21 protein-coding genes and 1 other RNA gene are annotated in these 24051 nt (G+C 56.0%); 10 read left to right on the forward strand and 12 right to left on the reverse strand.

The genetic code is table 11. The annotated features are described in order from the left end of the window. Window positions 1-19: 19 nt before the first annotated feature. Window positions 20-322, reverse strand: coding sequence for an RnfH family protein (locus GFN93_RS00365; RefSeq protein WP_153498476.1), 303 nt, complete (start codon window positions 320-322; stop codon window positions 20-22). Continuing rightward, window positions 322-1905, reverse strand: a complete 1584-nt coding sequence (locus tag GFN93_RS00370; RefSeq protein ID WP_153498477.1) for a sodium-dependent transporter — start codon at window positions 1903-1905, stop codon at window positions 322-324. The genes GFN93_RS00365 and GFN93_RS00370 overlap by 1 nt, the downstream gene beginning before the upstream one ends. Before the next feature lie 143 nt (window positions 1906-2048). On the opposite strand from GFN93_RS00370, the gene smpB reads away from it, so the two are divergent. Next, a complete protein-coding gene (smpB, locus tag GFN93_RS00375; RefSeq protein WP_153498478.1) occupies window positions 2049-2528 on the forward strand; it encodes an SsrA-binding protein SmpB in 480 nt (159 codons plus the stop codon). Between the two features lie 50 nt (window positions 2529-2578). Here smpB and GFN93_RS00380 read toward each other — a convergent pair whose 3' ends face one another. After that, window positions 2579-2848, reverse strand: a complete 270-nt coding sequence (locus GFN93_RS00380; RefSeq protein WP_153498479.1) for a hypothetical protein — start codon at window positions 2846-2848, stop codon at window positions 2579-2581. A 380-nt stretch (window positions 2849-3228) separates the two neighbouring features. Between GFN93_RS00380 and ssrA the strand changes: the two genes are divergently transcribed. The 3 genes from ssrA to GFN93_RS00395 all read left to right on the forward strand — a co-directional run bounded on the left by ssrA (window position 3229) and on the right by GFN93_RS00395 (window position 6589). Beyond that, window positions 3229-3585, forward strand: a transfer-messenger RNA (tmRNA) gene (gene ssrA, locus GFN93_RS00385). A 154-nt stretch (window positions 3586-3739) separates the two neighbouring features. Beyond that, on the forward strand, window positions 3740-4786 hold the full coding sequence (locus tag GFN93_RS00390) for a DNA cytosine methyltransferase (protein ID WP_153498480.1): 1047 nt from the start codon (window positions 3740-3742) through the stop codon (window positions 4784-4786). Window positions 4787-4792: 6 nt separating this feature from the next. Then, window positions 4793-6589, forward strand: coding sequence for an ATP-dependent nuclease (locus GFN93_RS00395; RefSeq protein WP_153498481.1), 1797 nt, complete (start codon window positions 4793-4795; stop codon window positions 6587-6589). A gap of 67 nt (window positions 6590-6656) precedes the next feature. On the opposite strand, the gene GFN93_RS00400 is transcribed toward GFN93_RS00395, so the two are convergent. Next, the gene (locus GFN93_RS00400) at window positions 6657-7430 is read right to left on the reverse strand and encodes an HNH endonuclease (RefSeq protein ID WP_194285723.1); all 774 of its coding nucleotides are present in this window, start codon (window positions 7428-7430) and stop codon (window positions 6657-6659) included. 38 nt (window positions 7431-7468) lie between these two features. After that, a complete protein-coding gene (locus GFN93_RS00405; RefSeq protein WP_153498483.1) occupies window positions 7469-7765 on the reverse strand; it encodes a hypothetical protein in 297 nt (98 codons plus the stop codon). A 141-nt stretch (window positions 7766-7906) separates the two neighbouring features. Between GFN93_RS00405 and GFN93_RS00410 the strand changes: the two genes are divergently transcribed. Next, window positions 7907-8263, forward strand: a complete 357-nt coding sequence (locus tag GFN93_RS00410) for a roadblock/LC7 domain-containing protein (protein WP_153498484.1) — start codon at window positions 7907-7909, stop codon at window positions 8261-8263. 135 nt (window positions 8264-8398) lie between these two features. Continuing rightward, on the forward strand, window positions 8399-10207 hold the full coding sequence (locus tag GFN93_RS00415) for a S8 family serine peptidase (protein WP_153498485.1): 1809 nt from the start codon (window positions 8399-8401) through the stop codon (window positions 10205-10207). Window positions 10208-10302: 95 nt separating this feature from the next. Here GFN93_RS00415 and GFN93_RS00420 read toward each other — a convergent pair whose 3' ends face one another. Genes GFN93_RS00420 through GFN93_RS00435 form a run of 4 tightly spaced genes read right to left on the reverse strand, consistent with a single transcriptional unit; the run spans window position 10303 to window position 14910 of the window. Then, on the reverse strand, window positions 10303-11808 hold the full coding sequence (locus GFN93_RS00420) for a deoxyribodipyrimidine photo-lyase (protein WP_328594057.1): 1506 nt from the start codon (window positions 11806-11808) through the stop codon (window positions 10303-10305). Next, complete coding sequence (locus tag GFN93_RS00425; RefSeq protein WP_153498486.1) at window positions 11805-13226, reverse strand: DASH family cryptochrome; 1422 nt, start codon at window positions 13224-13226, stop codon at window positions 11805-11807. Before GFN93_RS00425 ends, GFN93_RS00420 begins: the two co-directional genes overlap by 4 nt. Further along, window positions 13223-13393, reverse strand: coding sequence for a DUF2256 domain-containing protein (locus GFN93_RS00430; protein ID WP_153498487.1), 171 nt, complete (start codon window positions 13391-13393; stop codon window positions 13223-13225). The genes GFN93_RS00425 and GFN93_RS00430 overlap by 4 nt, the downstream gene beginning before the upstream one ends. Continuing rightward, entirely contained in the window at window positions 13390-14910 is a 1521-nt protein-coding gene (locus tag GFN93_RS00435) for a cryptochrome/photolyase family protein (RefSeq protein WP_328594059.1), read from the reverse strand. Before GFN93_RS00435 ends, GFN93_RS00430 begins: the two co-directional genes overlap by 4 nt. A gap of 149 nt (window positions 14911-15059) precedes the next feature. On the opposite strand from GFN93_RS00435, the gene GFN93_RS17510 reads away from it, so the two are divergent. The 4 genes from GFN93_RS17510 (at window position 15060) to GFN93_RS00455 (ending at window position 19075) form a co-directional block, all read left to right on the forward strand. Next, entirely contained in the window at window positions 15060-15860 is an 801-nt protein-coding gene (locus GFN93_RS17510; protein WP_153498489.1) for a helix-turn-helix transcriptional regulator, read from the forward strand. Between the two features lie 88 nt (window positions 15861-15948). After that, window positions 15949-16386 carry a collagen-like triple helix repeat-containing protein gene (locus GFN93_RS00445; RefSeq protein WP_153498490.1) on the forward strand — a complete coding sequence of 146 codons (438 nt, stop codon included), beginning with the start codon at window positions 15949-15951 and terminating at the stop codon, window positions 16384-16386. Beyond that, complete coding sequence (locus tag GFN93_RS00450) at window positions 16383-17183, forward strand: collagen-like triple helix repeat-containing protein (protein WP_153498491.1); 801 nt, start codon at window positions 16383-16385, stop codon at window positions 17181-17183. The genes GFN93_RS00445 and GFN93_RS00450 overlap by 4 nt, the downstream gene beginning before the upstream one ends. Then, window positions 17180-19075, forward strand: coding sequence for a collagen-like triple helix repeat-containing protein (locus GFN93_RS00455; protein ID WP_153498492.1), 1896 nt, complete (start codon window positions 17180-17182; stop codon window positions 19073-19075). Before GFN93_RS00450 ends, GFN93_RS00455 begins: the two co-directional genes overlap by 4 nt. A 339-nt stretch (window positions 19076-19414) precedes the next feature. On the opposite strand, the gene ahpF is transcribed toward GFN93_RS00455, so the two are convergent. The 3 genes from ahpF to GFN93_RS00470 all read right to left on the reverse strand — a co-directional run bounded on the left by ahpF (window position 19415) and on the right by GFN93_RS00470 (window position 24000). Next, a complete protein-coding gene (gene ahpF / locus GFN93_RS00460) occupies window positions 19415-21022 on the reverse strand; it encodes an alkyl hydroperoxide reductase subunit F (RefSeq protein WP_153498493.1) in 1608 nt (535 codons plus the stop codon). 94 nt (window positions 21023-21116) lie between these two features. Beyond that, the gene (gene ahpC / locus GFN93_RS00465) at window positions 21117-21680 is read right to left on the reverse strand and encodes an alkyl hydroperoxide reductase subunit C (RefSeq protein ID WP_153498494.1); all 564 of its coding nucleotides are present in this window, start codon (window positions 21678-21680) and stop codon (window positions 21117-21119) included. 154 nt (window positions 21681-21834) lie between these two features. Continuing rightward, entirely contained in the window at window positions 21835-24000 is a 2166-nt protein-coding gene (locus GFN93_RS00470; RefSeq protein WP_235901606.1) for an EAL domain-containing protein, read from the reverse strand. Between the last annotated feature and the right edge of the window lie 51 nt (window positions 24001-24051).

Genomic DNA, 24051 nt, shown 5'->3' on the forward strand with positions numbered 1-24051 from the left:
CTCCCCGGCCGCCTCCAAATCAGGCCTTGGCGGCCTTCTCCTGAGCCCGCTTCTTGCGGTTCAGCTTCGGATCCGCCTTGAGCGGGCGATAGATCTCCACCCGCTCACCCGCCTTCAAGACATGCGCCGCTGGATTGGCCACCACCTTGCCAAACAGCCCCATGGGCGCCTTGTCCAGCTCCAGCCCTTCAAACTGTTCGGCAATCCCGGACAACCGTGCGGCCTCCAGCATGGTCGTGCCTTCCGGCACATCCAGCCCGATCAGGCGCTGCTTTTCCGGCAACGCGTAGGCCACTTCCACATGAATATTGGCGTCGGACATTACTGCCCCTCCGGCACGACCGGTACATCGGACTCAGCGGGGGCGGCAGGCACTTCTGCCTCGCCCTGCTCCTGCTCCACCGCCTCAATCACTTCAGCGGCTTCACTCTCTTCCTGCGCAGCGGCGCTATCTGCCGCTTCTACCTGCTCCTGAGCCACAGGCTCCGGGGCGGCCACCGCTTCATCCGGGAATACCATCTTCCAGATGGTGTAGGTGAACAGGGCTATCACCGCCGCCGGGGAGAAGATCCGCACCAGCGCCCGCCATACCAGATAGAGCGGGAAGCTCTTCATGGCCAGCTCCTTGCGGGCATGGGTCTCTTTCATGACCCAACCGGCGAAGATGGCAATCAGTACCCCACCAAGGGGCAGCATGACCGTGGTGGAGAGGAATTCCACATTGTCGAAGAAGGTACCCACCAGGAAGGTATGGTCCTTCCACAGGTTGAACGACAATACCGAGCCAATACCCAGCAGCCAGGCGCCCAGACCCACCAGTGCCGCCGCCTTGCCACGGCCCAGCCCACGCTCGACCAGCCACGCCACAACCGGCTCACCCAGACTGATGGACGAACTCCAGGCCGCCGACACCACCAGCACAAAGAACAACGTGCCAAACAACACCCCGCCCGGCATCTGACCAAAGGCCAGCGGCAAGGTAACAAACATCATCCCCGGACCCTGACCCACTTCCAGGCCGTTGGAGAAGGTCAGCGGGAACATGGCCACACCGGAACCCAACGCCACCAGCGTATCCAGCAACGCAATGATAATTACCGTGGACATGATCGATACCGGCTGCGGCTTGCCGCCTTTCTTGCCCACCGTCTCACGGGGCATATAGGCACCGTAGGCCATGATCGCCCCCATCCCCAGGCTCAGCGTAAAGAACGCCTGGCCCACCGCAGTAATCACCGCCTGACCGTTGAGCTTGGAAAAATCAAAGGCGAACAGGAAGCTTACTCCCTGCTTGAACCCGGGAGTGGTCGCCGCATAGCCCACCAGCACCACCAGCAGCACAAACAGCAACGGCATGAGGATCTCGACCGCCTTCTCGAGCCCGCCTTTCACCCCACGACCCACCACCACCATGGTCAGCACCATGAAGAGGGTATGACAGCCCATCATCAACCACGGATCGGCCAGCAGCGCATCAAAGCGCGCACCGGATTCCGCCGCCGTAATGCCCTGGAAGCCACCAATGACGGACTCCCAGACGTAATACAGCGCCCAGCTGGCCACCACCGAATAGAAAGACAGAATCAGGAAGGCCGACAGCACCCCCATGTGGCCGATGCCAGACCAGCGCTGTGACACCTTGGAATCCAGCGCCAACTTGCGCATGGAATTGATCGGACTCATGCCGCCCTTGCGTCCGATCATGACCTCGGCAGCCATGATCGGCACACCCACTACGGCGATACACAGCAGATAGAGCAACACGAAGGCGCCGCCGCCGTTTTCGCCAGTGATATAAGGGAAGCGCCAGATGTTACCCAGCCCCACTGCCGACCCCGTCGCCGCCAGAATAAACACCCAGCGGTTGGCCCACATGCCATGGACCGGCTTGTTTTCTTGCTTCATAACACCCATACCTTATTTGACGTGGCGGTATTGTCTTATTATTTGCCGTCCCGGCTCAAGACGAAGCAAACACTCACTTACCGGGTTTTGCCAAATGCAAAGCGCTATCCGGTCACTCTACCTTGCTCTATAATCGCCGCCCTATGGGAAAAGCCAACAAAAAAGCCAAAGCACCGTCCGCCACCATTGCGCAAAATCGCAAGGCGCGTCACGAATACCATCTGGAAGAACACTTTGAAGCCGGTCTGGTTCTGGAAGGCTGGGAAGTGAAGTCCATGCGTGCCGGCAAAGCCAACCTCAGCGAAGCCTACGTCCTGCTCAAGGACGGCGAGGCCTTCCTGTTTGGTGCCCGCATCGAACCCCTGAACACCGCCAGCACCCACATCACGCCGGATCCGATTCGCACGCGCAAGCTGCTGCTGAACCGCCGGGAGCTGAGTCTGATTTATTCAGGCGTACAGAAAGACGGCTTCACCTGTGTGCCGGTGAGCCTGTACTGGAAGAAAGGGTTCGCCAAGTGCGACATCGCACTGGCCAAGGGTAAACAGAAGTTTGACAAGCGCGCCACCGAGAAAGAGCGCGACTGGAATCGTCAGAAACAGCGTCTGATGCGGCAGGGTTAAAGCGCCGGAACGGGCTTACCCTGCACGCAACCCACGATATTTCATCCGTCTTACGCCAAATGGCGCTCAGGCTTTACCGCCCGCACGTCACCGCGCAACTGCCAATAAAGCTGCAACCACGCACGCAAGACCGCTGGCAAGAAGTACACCGCAAACAGAATCACCGGGATTCGTGCGTCTGCCGTTGCCAGATCCACCAGGTAAATACCCGCAGCATAGGCCGCCAACGCAAACATCAGCTGCAACGCGCGGAACACTACCGGCTGTGCCATGAACGCCTTTTCAGTTACCTGTCCAACAGATCGAATGATCGTGTTCATCGTCCTTCTCCTTTGAATGAACGACAATGCCTTGCTTGGCGTTTCGGGGCCTTGGCCATCCTGAAACGCAGTAAAGTCATTGCGAGATACACAATTTGCTGCGCCCTGCCCGCTCAACGGCTTTTGACCACCCGCAGCCGGGGCGCTGCACCATCACCAAGGATTGCGACATCGCTCAGTGACAACTTCATATTGCCTCCTGAATATGACTAATGAAGCACTTTCAGTAAGATTGTAGGACAACGAATGTGTATTCAGGTAACACTTTTTACGAACCAGTTACGTTTTACGGTTATTATTTGATCAAAATCAAATTTCTGCGTCCGACACAGTTGTTAAGTGACTTCCCCCACCCCATCTCCTACAATACGAGTTCGACAGGGGCCGACCTGGATTCGACGCCGGTATTGAACTCTGTGGTGCATGTCGAGAAGGTCACGAGTCTCGTAAATCATTTGTGGCACACTAAAGTAATCGCAAACGACGATTCTTACGCACTAGCAGCTTAATCCCTGCTTATCGCCAATCGACCCTGCCTGTGGGGAAGAGCGGCGAGCATCGCAACACAGGCTCGCAGCAACGTCCGCCCCGGATCGCGCTGTTAAAACTCTTAGGGGCTCGGCTCTCACGTCCTGCCAATCGGGTTGTGTGGGCTTAAATCAATAGATCTGGCTAAGCATGTAGATCTGCAGATGGATTGCTGACGGACGCGGGTTCGATTCCCGCCGGCTCCACCAAACAAAAAGGGCCACCCCGATGGGGTGGCCCTTTTTTTAAATATGTTGAGGTTAAAGGGTTCTCAAGCCAGGGCGACTTGAGGAACAATGAAAAATATTTGGTATTTAACCTGGGCCAAAAATCACAGCTAAACCAACCTAGAGTTTCTGATAAATGAGCCTTCGAATTCACAACACCCATAAAACAGCCATAGATTTATTCTCTGGATGCGGGGGCTTAACGGAGGGGTTAAAGCAAGCAGGGTTTAATGTAATTTCGGCAGTAGAAATTGAGCCGCTTGCTGCTGAAACATATTCCCAAAACCACCCAGAAGTTAACTTGCTCAATTCTGACATCAGAACCATTGGTGCAACAGACCTAATACCCATTAAAGAAAAAACGGTTTCCCCTATAGACTTATTGGCTGGCTGCCCGCCCTGCCAAGGTTTTTCAAGGATGAAACTCAACAACAAAAGCGGCTATCTAAGAGACCCAAGAAACAGACTGATTGACGAAGTATTGAGACTCGTAAGGGAGATCTACCCGAAGGTTATCATGCTAGAAAATGTTCCCAACCTGAAAAAATACTCCAGGTATTTAACATTCAAAAGGGAACTAAAAAAGCTAGGCTACTTTGTCACGGACCAAGTTATCGACGTCTCAAACTTTGGTGTCCCTCAAAGAAGAAAAAGGCTTGTTTTTCTCGCATCCAGACTTGGAATTATAGACCTCCCGTCTGCACCTCTTCGGAGGTCAACAGTTAGGGAGGCCTTTACTATAATTCCCGGCGAAACAAATTGCGCGGACCCTCTTCACGACACCCATCAAAAGCGAAGTGAACGCATAATGCGGTTAATCCAGGCAATACCAAAAGACGGCGGAAGCCGTACAGCATTATCAGAAGATCTTCGCCTTAAGTGCCATGAAAGAAACGACGGTTATTACGATGTTTACGGCCGAATGAAATGGGATGATGTATCGCCCACCATTACAGGAGGGTGCATAAACCCATCAAAAGGAAGGTTTTTACACCCGGAAGAGGATAGAGCAATAACACTCAGGGAAGCGGCACTCCTTCAAAGCTTTCCAATATCATATAAATTCTCACTGCGAAAAGGGAAATATGCTGCAGCAGAAATGATCGGCAATGCTTTTCCTCCAAAGTTTTCTAGCATTCAAGGAAAAGAAATCGCACGCCACATTGCCTATCATGAAGGGTAAGTATCGATGTCAAAAGAAGAAAAAATGGAAGACCTAATAAAAACAATATCAACGTTCAAGCCTGGAAAACCCTTAAAGAAATACATTGCCCACGCAGTTTTCCCCAAATTCAAAAATTTGGAGCCAGGTACAAGAGTTGATTTCGATTTTCCTCTTACCGCTTTAGTAGGCCCGAACGGAATTGGAAAAACGTCCATACTTCACGCAATGTGGGGGATGCCTCTTGGATACTCAACAAACAAGTTCTGGTTCTCCACAGATCTAGATCCCATAGAAGGCTCAAGAAAAAATCCTCAGCGTTACTTCTATGGACATTGGCATGAGAAGTACAACGGAATTGTTGAGACGAGGAAGGCACGACTGGGGAAAAAGAGAGACTACTGGGAACCATACAGACTTAGCATTCGTGACGGAATGCAACCGCTGCCCAAAGAAAACTACCCAGGAAAATCCAAGGACAGATGGACGCCGGTAAAAAGAAATGTCGTATACATAAACTCCAGAGCAGTCTTTGGATCCTTTGATCGATATTTTTATTTTGACAAAAATATCGACAGCCATAGAGACGACATGCTCAGAGAAGCAAAAAGACTAAAAAAGATTAAAGAAACGAAAAGAAATTCCTATATCTTAGGAAAAAGGGAGCGACTTTTTGAAAACAGAGAACTCTCTCCCGAAGAAACAGATGCAGTATCGAAAATACTTGGAAGAAATTACGAGGGAGCACACATTTTAAGACACTCTCTTTATCCAAAAAACAGGGGAAGAGATCTTAGCGTAATCTTCAAAAGAGGCAATGAATACTCTGAGGCATTCGCGGGAAGTGGTGAGATTTCCGCTGTCAGCATTGTTATTGACATCCTCTCCGCGGAAGAATACTCACTGATATTACTAGACGAACCAGAAACATCTCTTCACCCTGGCGCACAAAGGGCCCTCCTGCAATTCCTGCTAGAACAAATCAAGCTAAAAAAACATCAGATCATAATTTCCACACACTCTCACGAATTCTTAAAAGGGCTACCATATGAGGCAATAAAAGTATTTGAAGATAACGGCGACTCTAAAACCAGGGTAATCCCCAGCAGCTCTCCTGCTGCAGCACTAAATAGGCTAGGGAGCCTCAATACAGAAAAAGTTAGAATTTTGGTTGAAGATGTTTTAGCTGAATCGATTGTGAAGCATGCAATAAAATTCCTTGACAAAGGAGACCAGGAAACCATCGAAGTAAAAGTAGCCCCAGGCGGAGCCGATGCCATTCTTAAATATCTTGGAACCGCAGCTATGACTTCCGGTGATGACGTTTATGTAATGCTTGACGGTGACAAAAGAAAGGCCGACAGCTTCACCAACCCTGAATCAATCCCTCCTTCTGACTACAAATCTCTTGGCCAGATATTAAAGTCCGAAACCGGTTTGGATCCGCTTTTCCATATACCAGGGGGTGATGGCGATGCAGCCCATGAAAAAGCCAAAGTCGAAGCTCAGCTAAATTACTTATCATGGCTTGGAGAACACCTTGATTATTTACCCAAACCCATCCCTGAGACCATCATTATCAATGCGTTAGCCCCTAAGATTGACACCACAGCAATGAGCAACAAAGACCAGAAAGACTTACTTGTTAAGATTACTGCAGAAGAGCACGGCATTCCGGATCCTTCAGAATTGGCATCTGCCCTCCAAATGATATCTATCGCCAAAATCCCTCAAGACAATCAAGACCTGGTGAACATCCGGGCAACCATCTCAAACTGGCTGGCCAATTCTGAAAAGAAAAAGCACACGAATAGGAATGGCTAATCCATATACACTGATCCGCGGCTCCAGGGTCAGGTCTTGCACCGTGCAACCTCACGATTTCTCTACCCTACCCCAAAAACAGATTCTCACGATGCCACGCCAAGAACTCCTTAGCGGGGCGAAATTTCTCCGGCATCCTGATCGCCCGTCCTTCATTAGCACAGAACATATTATGGATGTATTTGTTCTCTGACTGCGCCTTCAGCACCGACGACACTATCACTTCATAATTATCAGAAAGACTAATCAAACCCTGATCAAAGGCTCTATCTGCTAATGCGCTCAAGCAAAGCCCATTGCCCGGATTAAAACGGTTCGCCTTGTCTTCTCGCCATGGCTTGATGTGACTCGCAATTAGCAGCCTCGTATCGGCAATATCAGTAATACAGCAACGAAATTGATACGCGGTGAACACCGCATCTCGGAATAGCCTCTGGCCTTGCCTGCGCTTTGCCATCGTCAGCACATCGCTACCCGAGTAATCAACGTCTGAAGGGGTATCAGTGCCCGGAGCCTCAGCTGCACCTTGATCCCCAAGTAATTCGTCTAACCGGTTTTCGATGATCGGCATCCACGTTTCAGTATTAGAGGAAAAGTCCGCCCATACCTTTCTATCCAGTGCCGATGCGCCCGGCAGCCCCTTTCGCCCCGTACTTGTTATTGCCGGATCTAAGCTCGCAAGGTTCGTTAACTTCATCGCCACGGAGCTTGGGGTTCTATCCAAACGCTCTGCCACATCGCGGATCAGTTGATTTGTCTGACTCAACTGACCAAATGTGAGACGGCAATATACGCCCAACACAGTCATCAGCTCGGCTTCTGTCCATTTCTTTCCTGCCATGAATTCCTCTATTCTCGTTATCCCCATTTAACTCAAAACTATCGACTAACCTGTACATTTGTCACGGGTTTGTCCGTTTCAGCAATATCTTTTAACTCATGAAGAGCTAGATCATCCCCGCCACAATCGTGCCCCTCAAAGTAGGCAGTAGGCCAACCCAACTCTTCTGGGCGAAAATGCAAAATGTCGGGCCAGACCTGCAGATCCGCAAACCGATCACGTAGCATGCGTTCAACGTCCTCAGCACTTTGGAGACCTAGCAGCTCCACCACGACAGATTCATATTGCTTATAGTTGCTGGCGTCTCGGTAGAGGTAGCGAATTTCAAATCTCATTACTTCATCCTCCCCCCCCTCCTTCTAACAACACTTTATCGGCCCATCAATCCGCCTAAATGCCTGGACCACCCTACCCCCTTTGACCCTGAACACCCCCACCCCTAAGCTGAACAAAAGCGCCACGGACGGATAACAGCAATGAAGCTCACTACCCTCACCCCGCCACTGGAAGACCTGCATGCCTCGTCTGACGACATTCTGCTGGTGTCCCTGATCAGCAATGATGGGCTGCCGGTGGTGCATTTTGGGGAAGGGCTGGATTTTGATGATCAGAGTGCCTTGTTCTTTGAAATGAAGAAGGCCTGTGACCGTGTGCTGGACAGCCTCCGGCTGGGCCATAGCGAGGAAGTGTTTATTCGCTGCCGCAAAGGCTGCATCAGCATCTGGCCGGTGAACGACATGGTATTCGCCTGCCTGGCCAAACCATCGATCAATTCCCAGCGTATGCAGATGCTGGTGTGGAAGACGGTGTCGCAACTGCGCGGGCTGATCTAACCGCGCACTTCCCAACCTGTTCAGCCTCCAACTCCGCTAACCCGCTCGCAAAGCTACAAAAAGACACACCCCTCCCATAGAGAGATACCTGCCACCACTCTAGATTTTGCCTATACAAAATCTGGAGTGATCTGTATGTCTCTGATATCTACAAGAAATGCGCTGTTCGCTGCGGCAATTGTCGGGGCGGGGTTGCCGTTGGCCTGGGCGGGTTCTGATACCGCACAGGACCGTATCGAGACCGGCCAGATTATTGAAGACCAGTACATCGTGACCCTGGCACCGGACATTGTCAGCCGGCTGGGTGTGGTGGATCTCCCCACCGCCATTGCCACTTTGCTCGCTGGCGTGGGCGGAGGCGAAGTGCTGTATACCTATGAACATGCGCTGACCGGGATGACCGTGAAGCTCAGCCCGCTGCAGGCTTCTTTGCTGGAGGCCCTGCCTGGTGTCATTGCCATGGAGCCGGATCGCACGGTGAGCGCCATTGCCGTACAGGACGGTGCCACTTGGGGGCTGGACCGGGTGGATCAGCCTGCCCTGCCTCTGGATGGTGATTACCGCTACCCCGACAGTGGTGGCCGTGATGTGACGGTCTATGTGATTGATACCGGCTTGCGCTCAAGCCATCTTGAGTTTTCCGGACGGGTACTGCCAGGACGTAACTTTGTGGGCAGCGGCGGCTTCCTGTTTGGCGGCGGCAGTGTTGATGCCTCCGACACCAATGACTGCAATGGCCACGGCACCCATGTGGCCGGCACTGCTGTGGGCAGCACCTACGGGGTCGCCAAGCAAGCCAGCATTGCCCCGGTGCGGGTGCTGGACTGTAACGGCAGCGGCAGCAATTCCGGCGTGATCGCCGGGGTGGACTGGGTGGCAGGCAACCACAGCAAACCTGCCGTGGCCAACATGTCGCTGGGTGGCGGCAACTCCGACGCGCTGGATAATGCCGTGCGTAATGCGGTGAGCTCAGGTGTCACCATGGTGGTGGCCGCAGGTAACGACAATGCCAACGCCTGCAGCGGCTCGCCCAACCGGGTGGCCGAAGCCGTGACAGTGGGAGCCACCACCAATACCGACCAGCGCTCTTCATTCTCCAATTTCGGTGCCTGCGTGGATCTGTTTGCGCCGGGCAGTAACATCACCTCAGCCTGGTACCAGTCCGACACCCAAACCGCCCGCCTCAATGGCACCTCCATGGCGGCGCCCCATGTGGCTGGTGCAGCGGCGCTGTATCTGGCGGCCCACCCCAGTGCCAACCCCGCCTTGGTGGCTCAGGCACTGATCGATGACAGCGCAACCGGGGTGATCAGCAACGCTGGCAGTCAGTCACCCAATCGCTTGCTACAGGTCACCCAGGACGCAGGCTCTGTGGTGGATCGCCTGCCCACCGCCGCCTTTACCGTGGAATGTCAGGACACCGTGTGTGCACTGGATGCCAGCGGTTCCAGCGATGACCGTGGCGTGGCTGCCTGGGATTGGGATCTGGGGGATGGCAATGTCGCCAGTGGCGAACAGATTACCCATGATTTCACCACCCCCGGCGATTACACCGTGACCCTGACCGTGACCGACACGGCCAACCAGACCGACTCCAGCACCAACATCGTCAGCGCCGGCGAAGCGGTCTCACCTTGCCCGGATTGCACCCGCTATGATGGTGAACTGGCCAACGGGGCCAGCGTGGCCTTGCCTTCTAGTGGTTTCAGTTTCAATGGCGGCAGCATTAATGCCTTTCTGGAGAGTCCGGCCAATGCCAGCTTCAGTCTGTCCCTGCAACGCCGCAGCTGCTTCCTGTTTGCCTGCAGCTGGTCCACAGTAGCTACCACATCCACCCAGTATGGATTGGCCGAGCTGCATGCCAATGTCGCCAGCGGCACCTATCGCTGGAGCCTGCAAGCCGAAACCGGAAGCGGCGCTTACACTCTGCTGACCAATCCGTAATTACGTATCTGCCTTAACCCCGGCGTTAACCTCCTGGTGCGCCGGTTTTTTTTGGCCGCTCGGCGGCGCGCGCACGATGTGGGTCAGGCCTACTGTCAGAACAGACTCAGCTGATCATCGTTAACGGTTTGTCCGCGTCGGGCCCGACGCCGGCGACTGCCGTGCTTTTGATTCACGGCGCGGCTTTGCTCACGGAACCCGGCCTGGTGTCGGGCGTGCGCCAACTTCGCCCTGGCGTGGCGGGCCGCCACATCAAAATCCACCAACGGCGCCGGGTAGTGCTCGCCAATGCGCACACCACTTTCATTTTGTTGCCGCGCGCCCATGCCCCAGGGCTGATGAATCCAGCTATCGGATACACAGGCCAACTCGGGCACCCAGCGACGAATGAACTCCCCGCGCGGATCGAGTTTCTGTGCCTGCAGTGTCGGGTTATACATGCGCAGGGCATTGATGCCAGTCACCCCCGCCTGCATCTGTATTTGTGGGTAGTGAATGCCCGGTTCGTAGTCCACAAACAGTCGGGCCAGATGTAACGCTGGCTCTCGCCAGTGCAACCACAACGGATAGCACGCCATGGAGACCAACATGGCGCGCATGCGGAAATTGATCCAGCCATGGTGATGCAGGTAGCGCATGGCCGCATCCACCAGCGGCCAACCGGTCTGTCCCTGTTGCCAGGCCTGCAGCCAGGCGACCTGCCCGGGATCCTCACGCAGATCACGCAAGGCCGGATGGAGACTCTGGTATTCCATCTCTACCTGGTCTTCCAGCTTCTGGATGAAGTGACAATGCCACCACAGCCGCGATTCGAAGGCGGCCAACCCGGCCGCCAATGGCCCTGATGGCGCAGCCTGCTGATGGGCCCACAATTCCTGCACCACCCTGCGCAGGGAGAGACAACCCCAGGCCAGATACGGGCTGATGCGCGAGCCACTATGCTCGGCACGCTGTGGGGCACTGATGCCCCCGCGATAACCCCGCGCCCGCTGCGACAGAAAACTCTGCCAGATACCTTCGCCGGTTTCTGTTCCGCCGCGCTGGCGCCCAGGGCAGGGCTCCCGGCCAGCACCACGCGGCGTGTTCAGGTTCGGCCAGGGGGGTGCCACCGCGGCGGCCTCGGCACGCGCGGGCAGGGGGGCCTGCGCGGCGCTCATGAACTCTTGCCAGTGACCCGCCCACTGATCCCGATCCACGCAGGGACGCAGGACGCCAAAGGGAGCCGCCTCGCTCCACGTTACCTGGTGGTGATCACACCACTGTTTCACCCGGCGATCCCGCTGGTAGGTCCAGTTGGCCCCATATTCCTGATGGCTGCGCAGCGTAAAGCGGCCAAACTGTGCATACAGCTGCGACAGCACGCTCACCACATCGCCTTCCACCACCCACAACGGCAAGCCGATCCGTGCCAGCTGCCGACGCAGGTCTCGCAGGCTTTCCGCGATGAACGCCCATTGCCGCGCACTGCTGTCGGGTTGTTGCCAATACTCCGGTTCGATGATGTATATCGGTAGCACCGGCCCGGCCCCGCAGGCATCGGCCAGCGGCCAATGGTCATGGGTGCGCAGGTCGCGCTTGAACCACACCACTTGCGCGGTCACGTAACCTCCCGGTCAGCATCGGGCAGGGCAACGATCGGAACAGGATAATCATCAGGACGAGCGTCGGCACCGGCGGCAAAGTGCAACGCCAGACATTGTTCCCGGCTCAGGTCTCGCAAGGCGGGCAACCAATACCGCAGATAACGCCCCTCCGGATCATGACGCCACCACTGCCGGGTTGGGCTGAACCGGCGACCACCCTGGGCATCATGTCCAACACCGGCGATATAGGCCCAGTTACCCCAGTTCGAGGCCACGTCATGATCCACCAGGTGATGTTCGAACCAGCGGGCACCCAAACGCCAGTCGAGCCCCAGATCATGAATCAGAAAGCTGGCCAGATTCTGGCGTCCCCGATTGGAAAGGTAACCCGTGGCCATGAGCTCTTTGAGGTTGGCATCAATAAACGGCAGCCCGGTTCGGGCTTCGCACCAGGCCGACCACAGCGCCGGTTGATGCGTCGGCGGGGAAGCTGGCGCCTTTGCAAAGAGCCCCAGCCCGGCATAGCGGAAGACGTGCGCACCATGCTCCCGCAAGGACCAGTGAAAAAACTCACGCCACAACAATTCAAAGCGCAACCAGTAACTGTGCTGGTCCGCACCGAATGCCTGCTCGTACTCAAGAATGGCATGCCAGACATGACGAACGGACAGGCAGCCCCAGGCCAGGGCGGCGCTAAGCCTGCTTGAATAGCCGGTGCCGATCAGCTGGTTGCGGGTGTGCTTGTAATGGGCAATGAAGCGATCTTCGAACAAGTACTGGTCTAGCCATTGCCGCGCTGCAGTCTCTCCGCCGGGTAACGAAAAATAGTCTTCGGGAACACGCTGCCAGCGGCCACGGCGCGCCGTCAGTAGGGCTTGCACCGAGGGACGTTCATTCGTTAAGGCTGGCACCTCTGCCGGGGTCAATTCTGCAGGCGTACCCGGTGGACGCATGACCGCAGGACCACCCTCACGTTCAACCTGTTTTCGAAAGCGACTGAATGTAGAGGGAAAACGATCCGGCCAGGGCAAAGAGGAGGACGACAACAGGGTTCGGCTGGCCACTTCACTTACCACAACCCCCTCGCTCCTCAACGCCTGGATCACGTCCTCCTCTTCCGGTGCATCCGCCTCTGCGGTGACCACCTGCATGGGCGTGGACTCATGCCACCGGATCAAGAATGTTCTCGGACACGCCACTACCATGACCAGGGGCAGGCCAAGTGAACTAAGGGAAGTTTCCAGGTCTGCCAGGCTCTCTTGCAGAAAAGCCGCCTTGGCGGGCCCAAGACGATCCATGCCCTCCGGCCCGGGTTGCGTCCAGTGCTCCGGCAAGACGTACAGTGGCAACACCGGCGCGCCCAGCTCCGCCGCCTTGTGCAACAGGGGCTGATCCTGCACCCGCAAGTCATGACGAAACCACACTACCGTGATCATTCCGCCCTCTTCTCCCGTCGACAGCGCTCACTGCAATAGATCACTGACGCCCAATTGCGTGCCCACTTCTTGCGCCAGCTGAACGCACGGCCGCAAACCGGGCAGTTTTTTTCAGGCAGCGATGCCTTGTTGCCTTTCCAGCGGGCACTTTTCTCCTGGCCACTCATAGCGCATCCGGATCCGCCAGCAAGCGTTCCGCCCGCTGCAGCATGGCATCCACTTTCGCTGCCTCCATCCGCTCCAGATTGCGGTAAATCATGCGCATGCGATGATTGCCGGCAAACTGTTGACGGTGGCGATGAACAAAATGCCAGTAGAGGCTATTGAAGGGACAACTGTCTGGCTCGCTGGCGGTTTTCACGTTGTACTGGCAGTGCTTGCAGTAATCCGACATGCGATTGATGTAACTGCCTGACGCGGCATAGGGCTTGCTGCCCAGATAGCCACCGTCCGCATGCATGACCATGCCCAGCGTGTTCGGCAATTCCACCCAGTCGAAGGCATCCGCGTACACTTCCAGGTACCACTGACAAATCGCTTCCGGCAGCACGCCAAGCAACAGCGCAAAGTTGCCGGTAACCATCAGGCGTTGAATATGGTGCGCGTAGGCATGATCGAGAGTATTGCGAAAGCACTCGGCCATGCAGTGCATTTTGGTCTCGCCGGTCCAGTAGTACGACGGCAGCGGGCGGTCGTTACCGAGCCGGTTTTCCTTTGCGTAGTCCGGCATCAATAACCAGTAGATACCCCGCACATATTCGCGCCAGCCAATGATCTGGCGAATAAAACCCTCCACCGCATTGAGTGGCGCATCACCGGAAAAATACGCCTGCTCAGCGGCCTGACAGACCACCATGGGATCAAGCAGACCTATATTGATGTAGGGCGACAACAGACTGTGAAACAGGGTGTCCTCCCCGGTAACCATGGCATCCTGATAATCACCAAAGTGCCGCAGGCGATGCTCAATAAAATGATCCAGCGCCTGCTGTGCCTGGGCGCTGGTGGTGCCCCATTGGAAGTCATCCAAAGTGCCGATGTGATCAGCAAACTCTTCGCTCACCAGTGCAAGGACATCGCGATCAATCTCGTCTCTGTCAAATGCCAATACGGGAGGAAGTGGCGTCTTGCCCTTGTATGGCTGGCGATTGCTGCTGTCGAAATTCCATTGCCCGCCGACAGGCTCATCGCCCTCCATCAGCAGGCCGGTATGCCGGCGCATTTCCCGATAGAAAAACTCCATGCGCAACTGTTTCTTGCCGGACGCCCAGCGCTGAAAAAAATCGGCAGCGCACAGAAAGCGGGAATCCTCCAGACAGTGAACCGGAACGCCAGCACTTTTCTGCCAATGGTGTTCAATGCGCTGCTGCAAACGGTACTCGCCACAGTGGGTCACCACCACGGCTTCCGCGCCGTCACACACCGTTTCCAGCAAGGACTCAAAGCTGTGGAACCCGTGCTCACCAAAGGCATGGTAATCCACCTGCCAGCCTGTGCTCCGCAGCTCAGCCGCAAAGTGGCGCATGGCACTGAAGATCAGTGCGAGCTTCTGCTGGTGATGCTTAACATAGCGAGCTTCGTCAGCCAGCTCCGCCATCACCAGCCTGTCGGTCTGCTTGTTCAGCTGCGCCAGTGTGGGCAACGAGTGGCTCAGCTGGTCACCGAGGACAATTCCGATTTTCACGTCATGATCCTGTCCAAATCCATAGCTTAGCTTGCTGGCTGAACCGTACAGGGAGAGTGAAGGAGGCCTTCCACGGGGTTTTTCCCCCGCGTTTCTGGCAAGATGAAATCCTTGTGCCATGGGGGTGGCACTGCGAAGGGGAGACTCCAGTGACATCCATATGGCAAGGCTACAGCGACCAGGCACTGTATAGCTGTATCAACAGTCTGGCACCCTGGCACACCGACCGGGCTCTGCAAGCACTACTGGAACTGGCACGCCGAACATTGAACGCTGACAGCACTGGCTGGCTGATTGCCTTTCGCGGAGACTATGGCCGCGACACGCCGGTGATTGAATTGCTGGATAGCTGGAAAGTCATGGATGTGGCGCACAACCAGCTGACCCGCGACGAATACTGGACACGCAGCAAGGATTACCAGGCCCTCGCCACAGAGAAAGGAGAGCTGGATCCTCTGACACTGCAAGCCATCGAACACACTGGCCAGCACCGTTGCCATCGGCTCAGCCAACTTGGCGATGACGACGACGCCCCCCACTGGGTGAGAACCGAGCATTTCAGCAGGTTCGACATTCACGATCGCCTACTGGGCATACATCACCTGCATGCCGGCACCGAAAGTTACCTGATCGCCAACCGGGATAAAGGAAGCTTTGGCGATCACGACAGCCAGTCTCTGTTGGCACTGATGAAAACCTTCCCGCGTCTTCATTACTGGTTGATGCTGGAACGCGGCCTCGCCGACCAGTGCGAGCGTCCACTCTCGCCCCGCCAGCGACAGCTGGTGCACTTGCTTCTGCAACCACTTGGCAAGACCGAAGTGGCCGAGCGCATGGGCCTTGCGCAGAGCACCGTGCACAGCTACACCATGGCCCTGTACCGAAACTTTAATGTAAGCAGCCGGCCTGAGCTGATGTCTCTCTGGCTGGCGTCTGCGGATCATCACTGACTACCACTAAAAAGTAGGGGTTATGGCGCTCACTCCCCCTCCCTAAAATGTACCAATTACAAAAGTACACATTGGGAAGGGGGTCACCATGCGCCGGTATCGCGCCTTGGGGGGATTGTTGCTCGGCACACTGGCATCGACGCCAGTGCTCGCCGGGGACGATCACTATCAGGAACTGCTCAGCACTTATCACGAACTGGTCGCCCTGCGTGAATCGCTAGATCAGACCGCATTGGTTCAGGGGGCTCAAGGGCCGCAGGGGCCACAAGGCAACCAGGGCCTGGCCGGTGACGTGGGGGATACCGGTGCAGAGGGCCCTGCGGGTGGCAGTTCGCTATCCACCGCGGACCGCGACTTCGTCAACAACAAGCTCAGTGTGTTGTTTCTGGAAATGAGCAAGTCCGAGCAGTGGATGGATGACATCACACCGCTTGCCCAAAGCCTTTCCGAGAGAGCGGAAAGCGCCTATTGGATTGCCCTTGAGCTGAATAGTGAACTGGACGCTCTGGAAGGGGGCGCGCAATGAAACAACTCACCCCGATCCTGCTTGCCGCGGCTCTGGCCGCCTGCGGCGGCAGTGACAGCGATACCAGCACCTCTGTGCTGAGCAACCAGATCGACAAGATCGAGCGCCAATCCGAGGCACTGGAGCAGGATATCGACAACAGCCTGCAAAGCCTGGAGCAGGAATCCCGCGCGGTATCCGGTCCTTCTTCCGTCGTGGTTAACCAGCTGGCCGCCGAGTATCAGGCGCAGCTTGCCAGCCACATTGCCCTGTTGAAAGAATGTGACGCCCTGCGCCAACGCATCCAGCAACAGATTGCCGACACCCCGGAACTCAATTACAGCCGGCTGGAGGAACTGAAAGCGCTCGATGCCGAGCAGGTAGAAGCCTGCAGCCAGCTACCTGAGCTTGAGCCGGGGCTCGACAACATCGCCCAGCTGCTCGACAGCATGTCTGACACCTTGCTTGCGCTTGAGCAGAAGGTAGCTGACGCCAGGGCCCTGCTGGTCTCCCTTTCATCCGAGGCCCAAAACATCCAGCTGATCCCCGGCCCCATGGGCCCGCAAGGAGCACAAGGCATCCAGGGTCCCAAGGGTATCAAAGGCCCGCAAGGGGTAGCTGGCGATGAAGGCGCGCACTTCACTCGTAACGATGTGAACAGCATGTACAGTTCGTTCACCACCTTCAGTGGCTTTGCCGCACAGCGTGACAGCTCCGAACTTGAAACCAATGAACGCAAGCTGGTGCAGATTGAAAAGCAACTTGAGCCAGTAATCGCTCTTCTGGTGTCTATGCATGGCAAGGTGGCTGCACAATGAAAAAAACCATTCTGACCACCCTTCTGGTAATGGCCAGCGCTCCGTCACTGGCCGCCACTCTGGCCGATCCCTGTGAAAGTGCTGCAGACAAAATTGCCTGTATAGAGACAAAAATTTCCGAGCAAAGCGCATTGATTGCGGACCGAATCCGGTATCTGAATGAAACGCCGGGCCCGACAGGTATGCAAGGACCGCAAGGGGAGCCTGGTCCACAGGGCAGCGACGGCCCACAGGGCGCGAAAGGCATCACTGGTCGCGACAACAAGCAGGCGCTTTACAATGAGTTCACGACTCGTAATCAGAGTCTGACAAACCGCTCGGTGAACATCAGCTCCCAGATTCTCACTCCCGGGCTCAAGGTGCTCCAGATTGAAACCAGCGGTATTGATGCCTTCCCGCGGCGTCTTGCCGACCTGAATCGTAACCCGAACATTATCGGGGTGACGCCTCAACAGCGCAGCGAAGCCGATCCGGTGTGGCTGGATTTCCCGCAGGGCAGTAACGGCGACTATCTGAATGCGTTCAGTGACACCTTTGGAAAAGTGCTCTACGTGGCTGACCTGGACAGTGAAGACAATCTTCGCATCGGCTATATGTTCGAGGGGCAGCCAGTGGAGGAGCATGTGGACACGGTTGCCGAATACTGCACCTTGCGGCCAGAATCGACCTTCTGCAGCGGTGATTATTCCAACCTTGCCTCATCCCGCTTCATCGGCAGCCTCGATCTTGAGTTGCTCAGGGACGCCCCCCAGGAGTTGACTGTCACCAGTGCCCGCGAGTTCTCGATCTACAAGCTGGGCATGGATCAAGATGATCCAGCCTTCCAGATGGTCATCGACCACATGCTGGGACTGTTCGGGCAGGCCGACTTCAAGAATGCCGTCATCGACAACATGAATGAAGCACTGGGATTGCTTGATGCGACGTTCGATATCGAGTCAAACCTTCTGCAATCGAACATTGATCTTGCCAATACACAGGAACACAAAGACCAGTTCCAACAACAACTGGATACGCTAAGCAGTGAGCATGCGTCTTCCAGACAAGCCATTGAAGACGGTCTCGTGATGTTTGAATCACTGAGCAGTGACGAATATGGTTTGCGCAAGCAACGTCTGATCAACTACATCAATGATTCCGATCTGCTTTACGTCACTTTGATCAATTCCGCCGTTCAACTGTACTGGCAGTACAAGGAAAACCCGAATTTGATGAGCGTCGATGAACGTGCCGCCTGGCAAACCTTTGAGTTCCGCTTCATGTACTTTGCCGAGGACTTCCTCATCAAATGGAAAGCTGCGGCAAAGAAGGAGAGAGACCTGTTTTTCCAGAATTACGTGGGCTCCAATCTTGAAGGATTACTTGGTGCACCCAGCACACCAGACTTTGTTGATGCTGGCGCCACCAGGGTGGGTGATCTGTATCTGAGCAAACAGCCTAAAGCCCTGCAGGATTGGCAAACTGCCATGGCTGCCAGCGGCGTTGCAGCCTCTCTTGTTGGTGTCACCGCAGCCGGATTCGGTGTTAGCGCAGGTATTGCCGCCGCAAAAACCGCCGGGACCGTTGCCGTTGGCTTGTACTCTGCATTTAGCACCACATCCGTCAGCACGGCCACTGCCGCCCTTGGCGGCTCTACCGGTATTGCCAGCGCAGCGACAGGCCCGCTCGCCATCCTCGTGGTTGCGGGCATCGCCGGCGTGATGGAAGGCATGGAAGTGTTTGCCCAGGGCGAAAAAGATGTGCGCTATGAGGCCTTCATGAATTTTCACATCCATGCGGAAGACCCGGGCTCATTGCATAACATTGATCTGCCCCTCGAAGACAGAAAGAACATGATCAACAACATGCTGTACATGTGGATGATCAGTAACAGTCAGGTGGCGACGGACTGAATAAACGCTGCACGCATTACATGTGCTTCTCCTGTAGGAGCCCATGCTCGCATAGCGATGAAAGCCTTCATCAGAAGCGAGTTTCGAGTCACGAGTTGCGAAGATCAAAATTCATAACACGATTATCATCCCCGGCTTTGCCTTCGTGACTCGTATCTCGTATCTCGCTACGCTGATCGTCATGCGAGCATGGACCCCTACAAAAACGGGTATGCCAACATGGTGTGGGAGCTTGCAGGCGTACCCTAAAGGGCACACAGAGCTCCCACAGAAAAGCCAAACAAAAAAGCCACCGCAAATGCGGTGGCTTTCTGGTTAGGGGCTGGTGAGCGCAGCGGGTCAGGCGACGGCAGCTTCCTGCTGCTGTTCGTTGTAGAGGGCTTCCAGACGGTCGCCCTGGGTCATCAGGTATTCGAAGGCGGCCAGGGAGGCCTTGGAACCTTCGCCCATGCTGATAACGATCTGCTTGTAGGGCACGGTGGTCACGTCACCGGCCGCGTAGATACCTTCCTGCGACGTCTGACACTTCTCGTTGATTTCGATCTCACCGAAGCGGGTGCGCGCCACCAGGTCGCCCAGGAACTCGCTGTTGGGGACCAGGCCGATTTGCACGAACACGCCTTCCAGCGGCAGCTCTTTGACTTCCTCGGTAGCACGGTCCATGAATTCGATAGCGCTGACCTTGCCGTTGGTGGCCTTGATCTCGCGGGTGGCCACGTTCCTGTGAATCGTGACATTGGCTTTTTCTTCCGCCTTGTCCACCAGCACCTTGTCCGCCTTCAGCTCGGGCATGAACTCGAATACGGTCACCGACTTCACGATACCGGCCAGGTCCAGGGCGGCTTCGATACCGGAGTTACCCCCACCGATCACGGCCACGTCCTTACCCTTGAAGAAGGGACCATCACAGTGCGGGCAGTAGGCCACGCCATTACCCACGTTTTCCTTCTCACCGGGAACGCCCAGCTCGCGCCATTTGGCGCCGGTCGCCACGATGATCGTCTTGGTATCTATCTCTTCACCGGACGACAACACCACGGTCTTGATCTCGCCCTTCTCGACGCGGGCAACTTTCAGGTGTTCCTTCACGGTCACATCGTACTCGTTCATATGTGCCAACAACGCACCAGACAATTCCGGACCGGTGGTCTTCTTCACGGAGATCAGGTTTTCGATATCCATGGTGTCTTTTACTTGGCCACCGATACGGTCGGCAATCAGCGTTACTTTGAGGCCTTTTCGGGCGCTGTAGATGGCCGCAGACACCCCTGCCGGACCACCACCGATGACCGTGACGTCCTGCAGCGGCAGCTTCTCACCGGCGCCGGCCTGGGCAATCGTCGGCTCGTAGGCCATCAGCTTGTCGATCAACTCAGCGGCGGTCACCTTGCCGTTGGCGAACAGTTCACCGTTTAGGTACACGCTGGGAACGCCCTGGATATCACGCTGATTGACCAGATCCTGGTAAAGGCCACCGTCGATCATCTCCGCCGTAATGTTCGGGCTCAGCAGCGCGAACTGGTTCAGTGCCTGAACCACGTCCGGGCAGTTATGGCAGCTCAGGCTGATAAACACCTCAAAGTGCAGCTTACCCTGCACATTGGCCACCATGCGCTGGAGACTTTCATCCAGCTTGATGTCGGTTCCCGATGCGTGCAGGAAGGCCAGTACCAGGGAGTTGAATTCATGGCCTGCGGGAATGCCGGAGAAGCGGATGCCGGTGTCTTCACCGTCGGCTTCCAGCAGAAAACTGATCGGGCTGCGCAAAGTGCCGCCCAAATCGCGTTCTTCGAACGCCAGGTTGTCACTGACACCGGCGATATCGGAGAGAAACTTGACCAGTTCATCGCGCTTGCTATGGGAGCCGCTTTGCAGCACGAAAGTCACTTTCTTCTGCATGTTGGCAGCGTAACCCTTGAGAGCCTGCAAAATTTCATTCGTGAGCATGAGTATTCCCTTAACGTGAATTAAGTAATCAGTGACAAGAAATTGGGAGGGGCTGCCCCGGCGAATACACCGGGACAGCTGACCGAGGGCAGGCTTAGATCTTGCCTACCAGATCCAGAGACGGCGCCAGGGTGGCTTCGCCTTCTTTCCACTTGGCCGGGCACACTTCGCCGGGATGGTTGCGAACGTACTGGGCCGCTTTCACTTTGCGCATCAGATCATCTGCGTCGCGGCCAATACCTTCAGCCGTGATTTCCATGGCCTGAATCACACCATCCGGATCGATCAGGAAGGTGGCGCGGTCGGCCAGACCCTGGCCTTCACGCATCACACCAAAGTTGTTGGTGATGGTGCCGGTCTGGTCGCCAACCATGTAGTAGTTGATCTTGCCGATGGTGTCAGAGGTGTCGTGCCATGCCTTGTGGGTGAAGTGGGTATCGGTGGATACGGAGAACACTTCCACGCCCATCTGCTGCAGCTCTTCATACTTGTCGGCTACATCGCCCAGTTCGGTGGGGCATACGAAAGTGAAGTCGGCCGGGTAAAAGAAGAAGATGGCCCATTTGCCTTTCACGTCCGCTTCAGAGATCTCGACAAACTCGCCTTGCTTGAATGCAGTGGCGTTGAACGGTTTGATCTCGCTGTTGATCTGTGCCATGTCGTTAAGACTCCTCGGTTGGCTTGTTTGCGTTTGCAGACACAGAATGCGGAAACGCCAACGATTGGTAAATTTGAAAGTCTTTATAGTGGCGATAGGAAAAGCTAATAACTGCGCTTCCGGCGGGTAACCCGGGGAGCTAAGGAAATACGGTTCAATGCAACGGCGGGTGGGCGTCGTTGGCGTGGTACTGGCGGTGCTTGAAGAGGGTTTCGAGAGGCTCGGGGCGACCAATAGCATAGCCTTGCACGTAGTCCACCCCGGTTTCTCGTAACAGCGGGATCAGGGCCGCATCTTCCACATACTCTGCCACGGTCTGGATACTCAGGCGGTGGGCCACCTCATTGATGGACTCCACAATGGTGTGATCCACGCTTGAGCGCATCAGGTTGCGAACGAAACTGCCATCAATCTTCAGGTAATCCACCTTGAAATGCTTGAGGTAGTTGAAGGAGCTGAAGCCACTGCCAAAGTCATCCAGAGCCACCTTGCAGCCCTGCTCACGTAGCCAGATCAGCACATCACTGACAGACCCCATCTGGTTCACCACCGTGGTTTCAGTGATTTCAAACGTCAGCCGCTCCGCCGCCAGAGGCGTCTCTGCCAGCAGGCTTTCCAGGTAGGCCGGAAAGCTGGGGTCGTCGAGAGTGGTCGCGGAAAGGTTGATGGCCAGATTCAGCCCGCCTATGGCGGCCAGCTCCGCCCCCCGCTCCTGCAACAGCTGGCGCAACACCCAGCGATCAATATGCGGCATCATCTGGTAACGCTCTGCCGCCGGGATAAAGGCGCCAGGACTGATCATTTCCCCGTCACGGCCACGCAGCCGTAACAACACTTCGTAATGCCCCGGGTCCCCCTCGGCCAGCGGCCGAATTTCCTGAACGAAAAGGACGAAGCGGTCCGCTTCCAGCGATTCGCGCAGGCTGGCGGCCATCTGCAGTTCCAGATGTCGGCGTGAAGCATCACTGTCATCAGCGGTATACACCGCCAGCTGCCCACGCCCACGATGCTTGGCGGTATAGCAGGCCACATCCGCCCGGCTCATGGCTTCTTCCACGGAGACGATACCGTCATCCAGCTCCACCAGACCCACGCTGGCGCCAATGTCGTACACTGCCTCTTCCCAGCTGAAACGAATGGTATCCAGGGCATCAATCAGTCGTTCGGTGATCAGGCGGGCACGCTCCACCGGGCAATGGCGCAGCAACAGGCCAAACTCATCCCCTCCCAAACGGGCCAGCACATCGTCATCACGAATCTGGTGGCCAATCACGCTGGCACACTCTCTTAACAGGGCATCCCCGGCCACATGACCGGCGGTGTCGTTCACTACCTTGAAACGATCCAGATTGATAAAGCAGAGAATATTGGGCTCACGCCCTTCTTCACTCAGTGCCATCTGCAGTGCCAACTCAAAGCCACGCCGATTGGTCAGTCCGGTAAGCGCATCATGGGTGGTATGGAAATCCAGCGCCTTCTGCATGGCCCGCCGGCTGGTGATATCGCGGAACACCACCACCGCTCCCACCAACTGGCCATCATCAGAGCGCAGTGGCGAGGCGGAATCCTGAATTTCATAAAGACTGCCATCACGACTGCGCAGCCGGTTACCGTCGCGCAGATAGCAAACTTGTAGCCCTTCCAGTGCGGCGCTAACCGGGCTGGGCAGACGCTCCCCGGTATCGTCATCCACCAGTTCAAGCACCTCATCCACAGGCACACCCAGCGCATTCTGTTCCGTCCAGCCAGTCAGGGACTCCGCCACCGGGTTCATAAACGTAATCCGCCCGGTTTCGTCGGTGGCGATCACCGCATCGGCGATGGCGTCCAGAGTGACACGCAGATGATCGGACTCCCGGGCCAGGGTGCGCTGCTTGTCCAGTAGTTCCGCCTGGACATCATGACTGGCCTGGGTGGATTCCAGTTCCATCAGCACACAGCCATTACCCCCTTCGATACCGGTCAGGGTGAGCCTCATCCAGTGCCACCCGGAATCCAGCTGCAGCCGGGCTTCCAGGCTGGTTCGGTTTCCTTCCCGGGGCAAGGTCAGTGCGATGATGTCGTCAGGGTGGAAAAGTCGGGTGAAAGGGCGCAGGAAGAGAATGTCTTGGGGGGTTTCGCAAATCCGGCACATGGCAGGGTTGCAGTTTTGCCACTCCCCGCTGGCCGACAGCATGGCCATGCCCACGCCGGTATGATTCATGGCCAGCCGGTAGCAGTCTTCATCACAGATCGGCTGCCCCGCGTTTCGGGCACGACGACGCCATATCAGAAGCAACAAGGCCCCCGCAGCAATCGCTACCAGCAGCGTAATCCCCATGATGACCATCCAATGGCTTTAGAATAGTTGTATCCGGGCATTCTTTAGATA

The organism is Alcanivorax sediminis (genome assembly GCF_009601165.1).
Lineage (GTDB): Bacteria > Pseudomonadota > Gammaproteobacteria > Pseudomonadales > Alcanivoracaceae > Alcanivorax > Alcanivorax sediminis.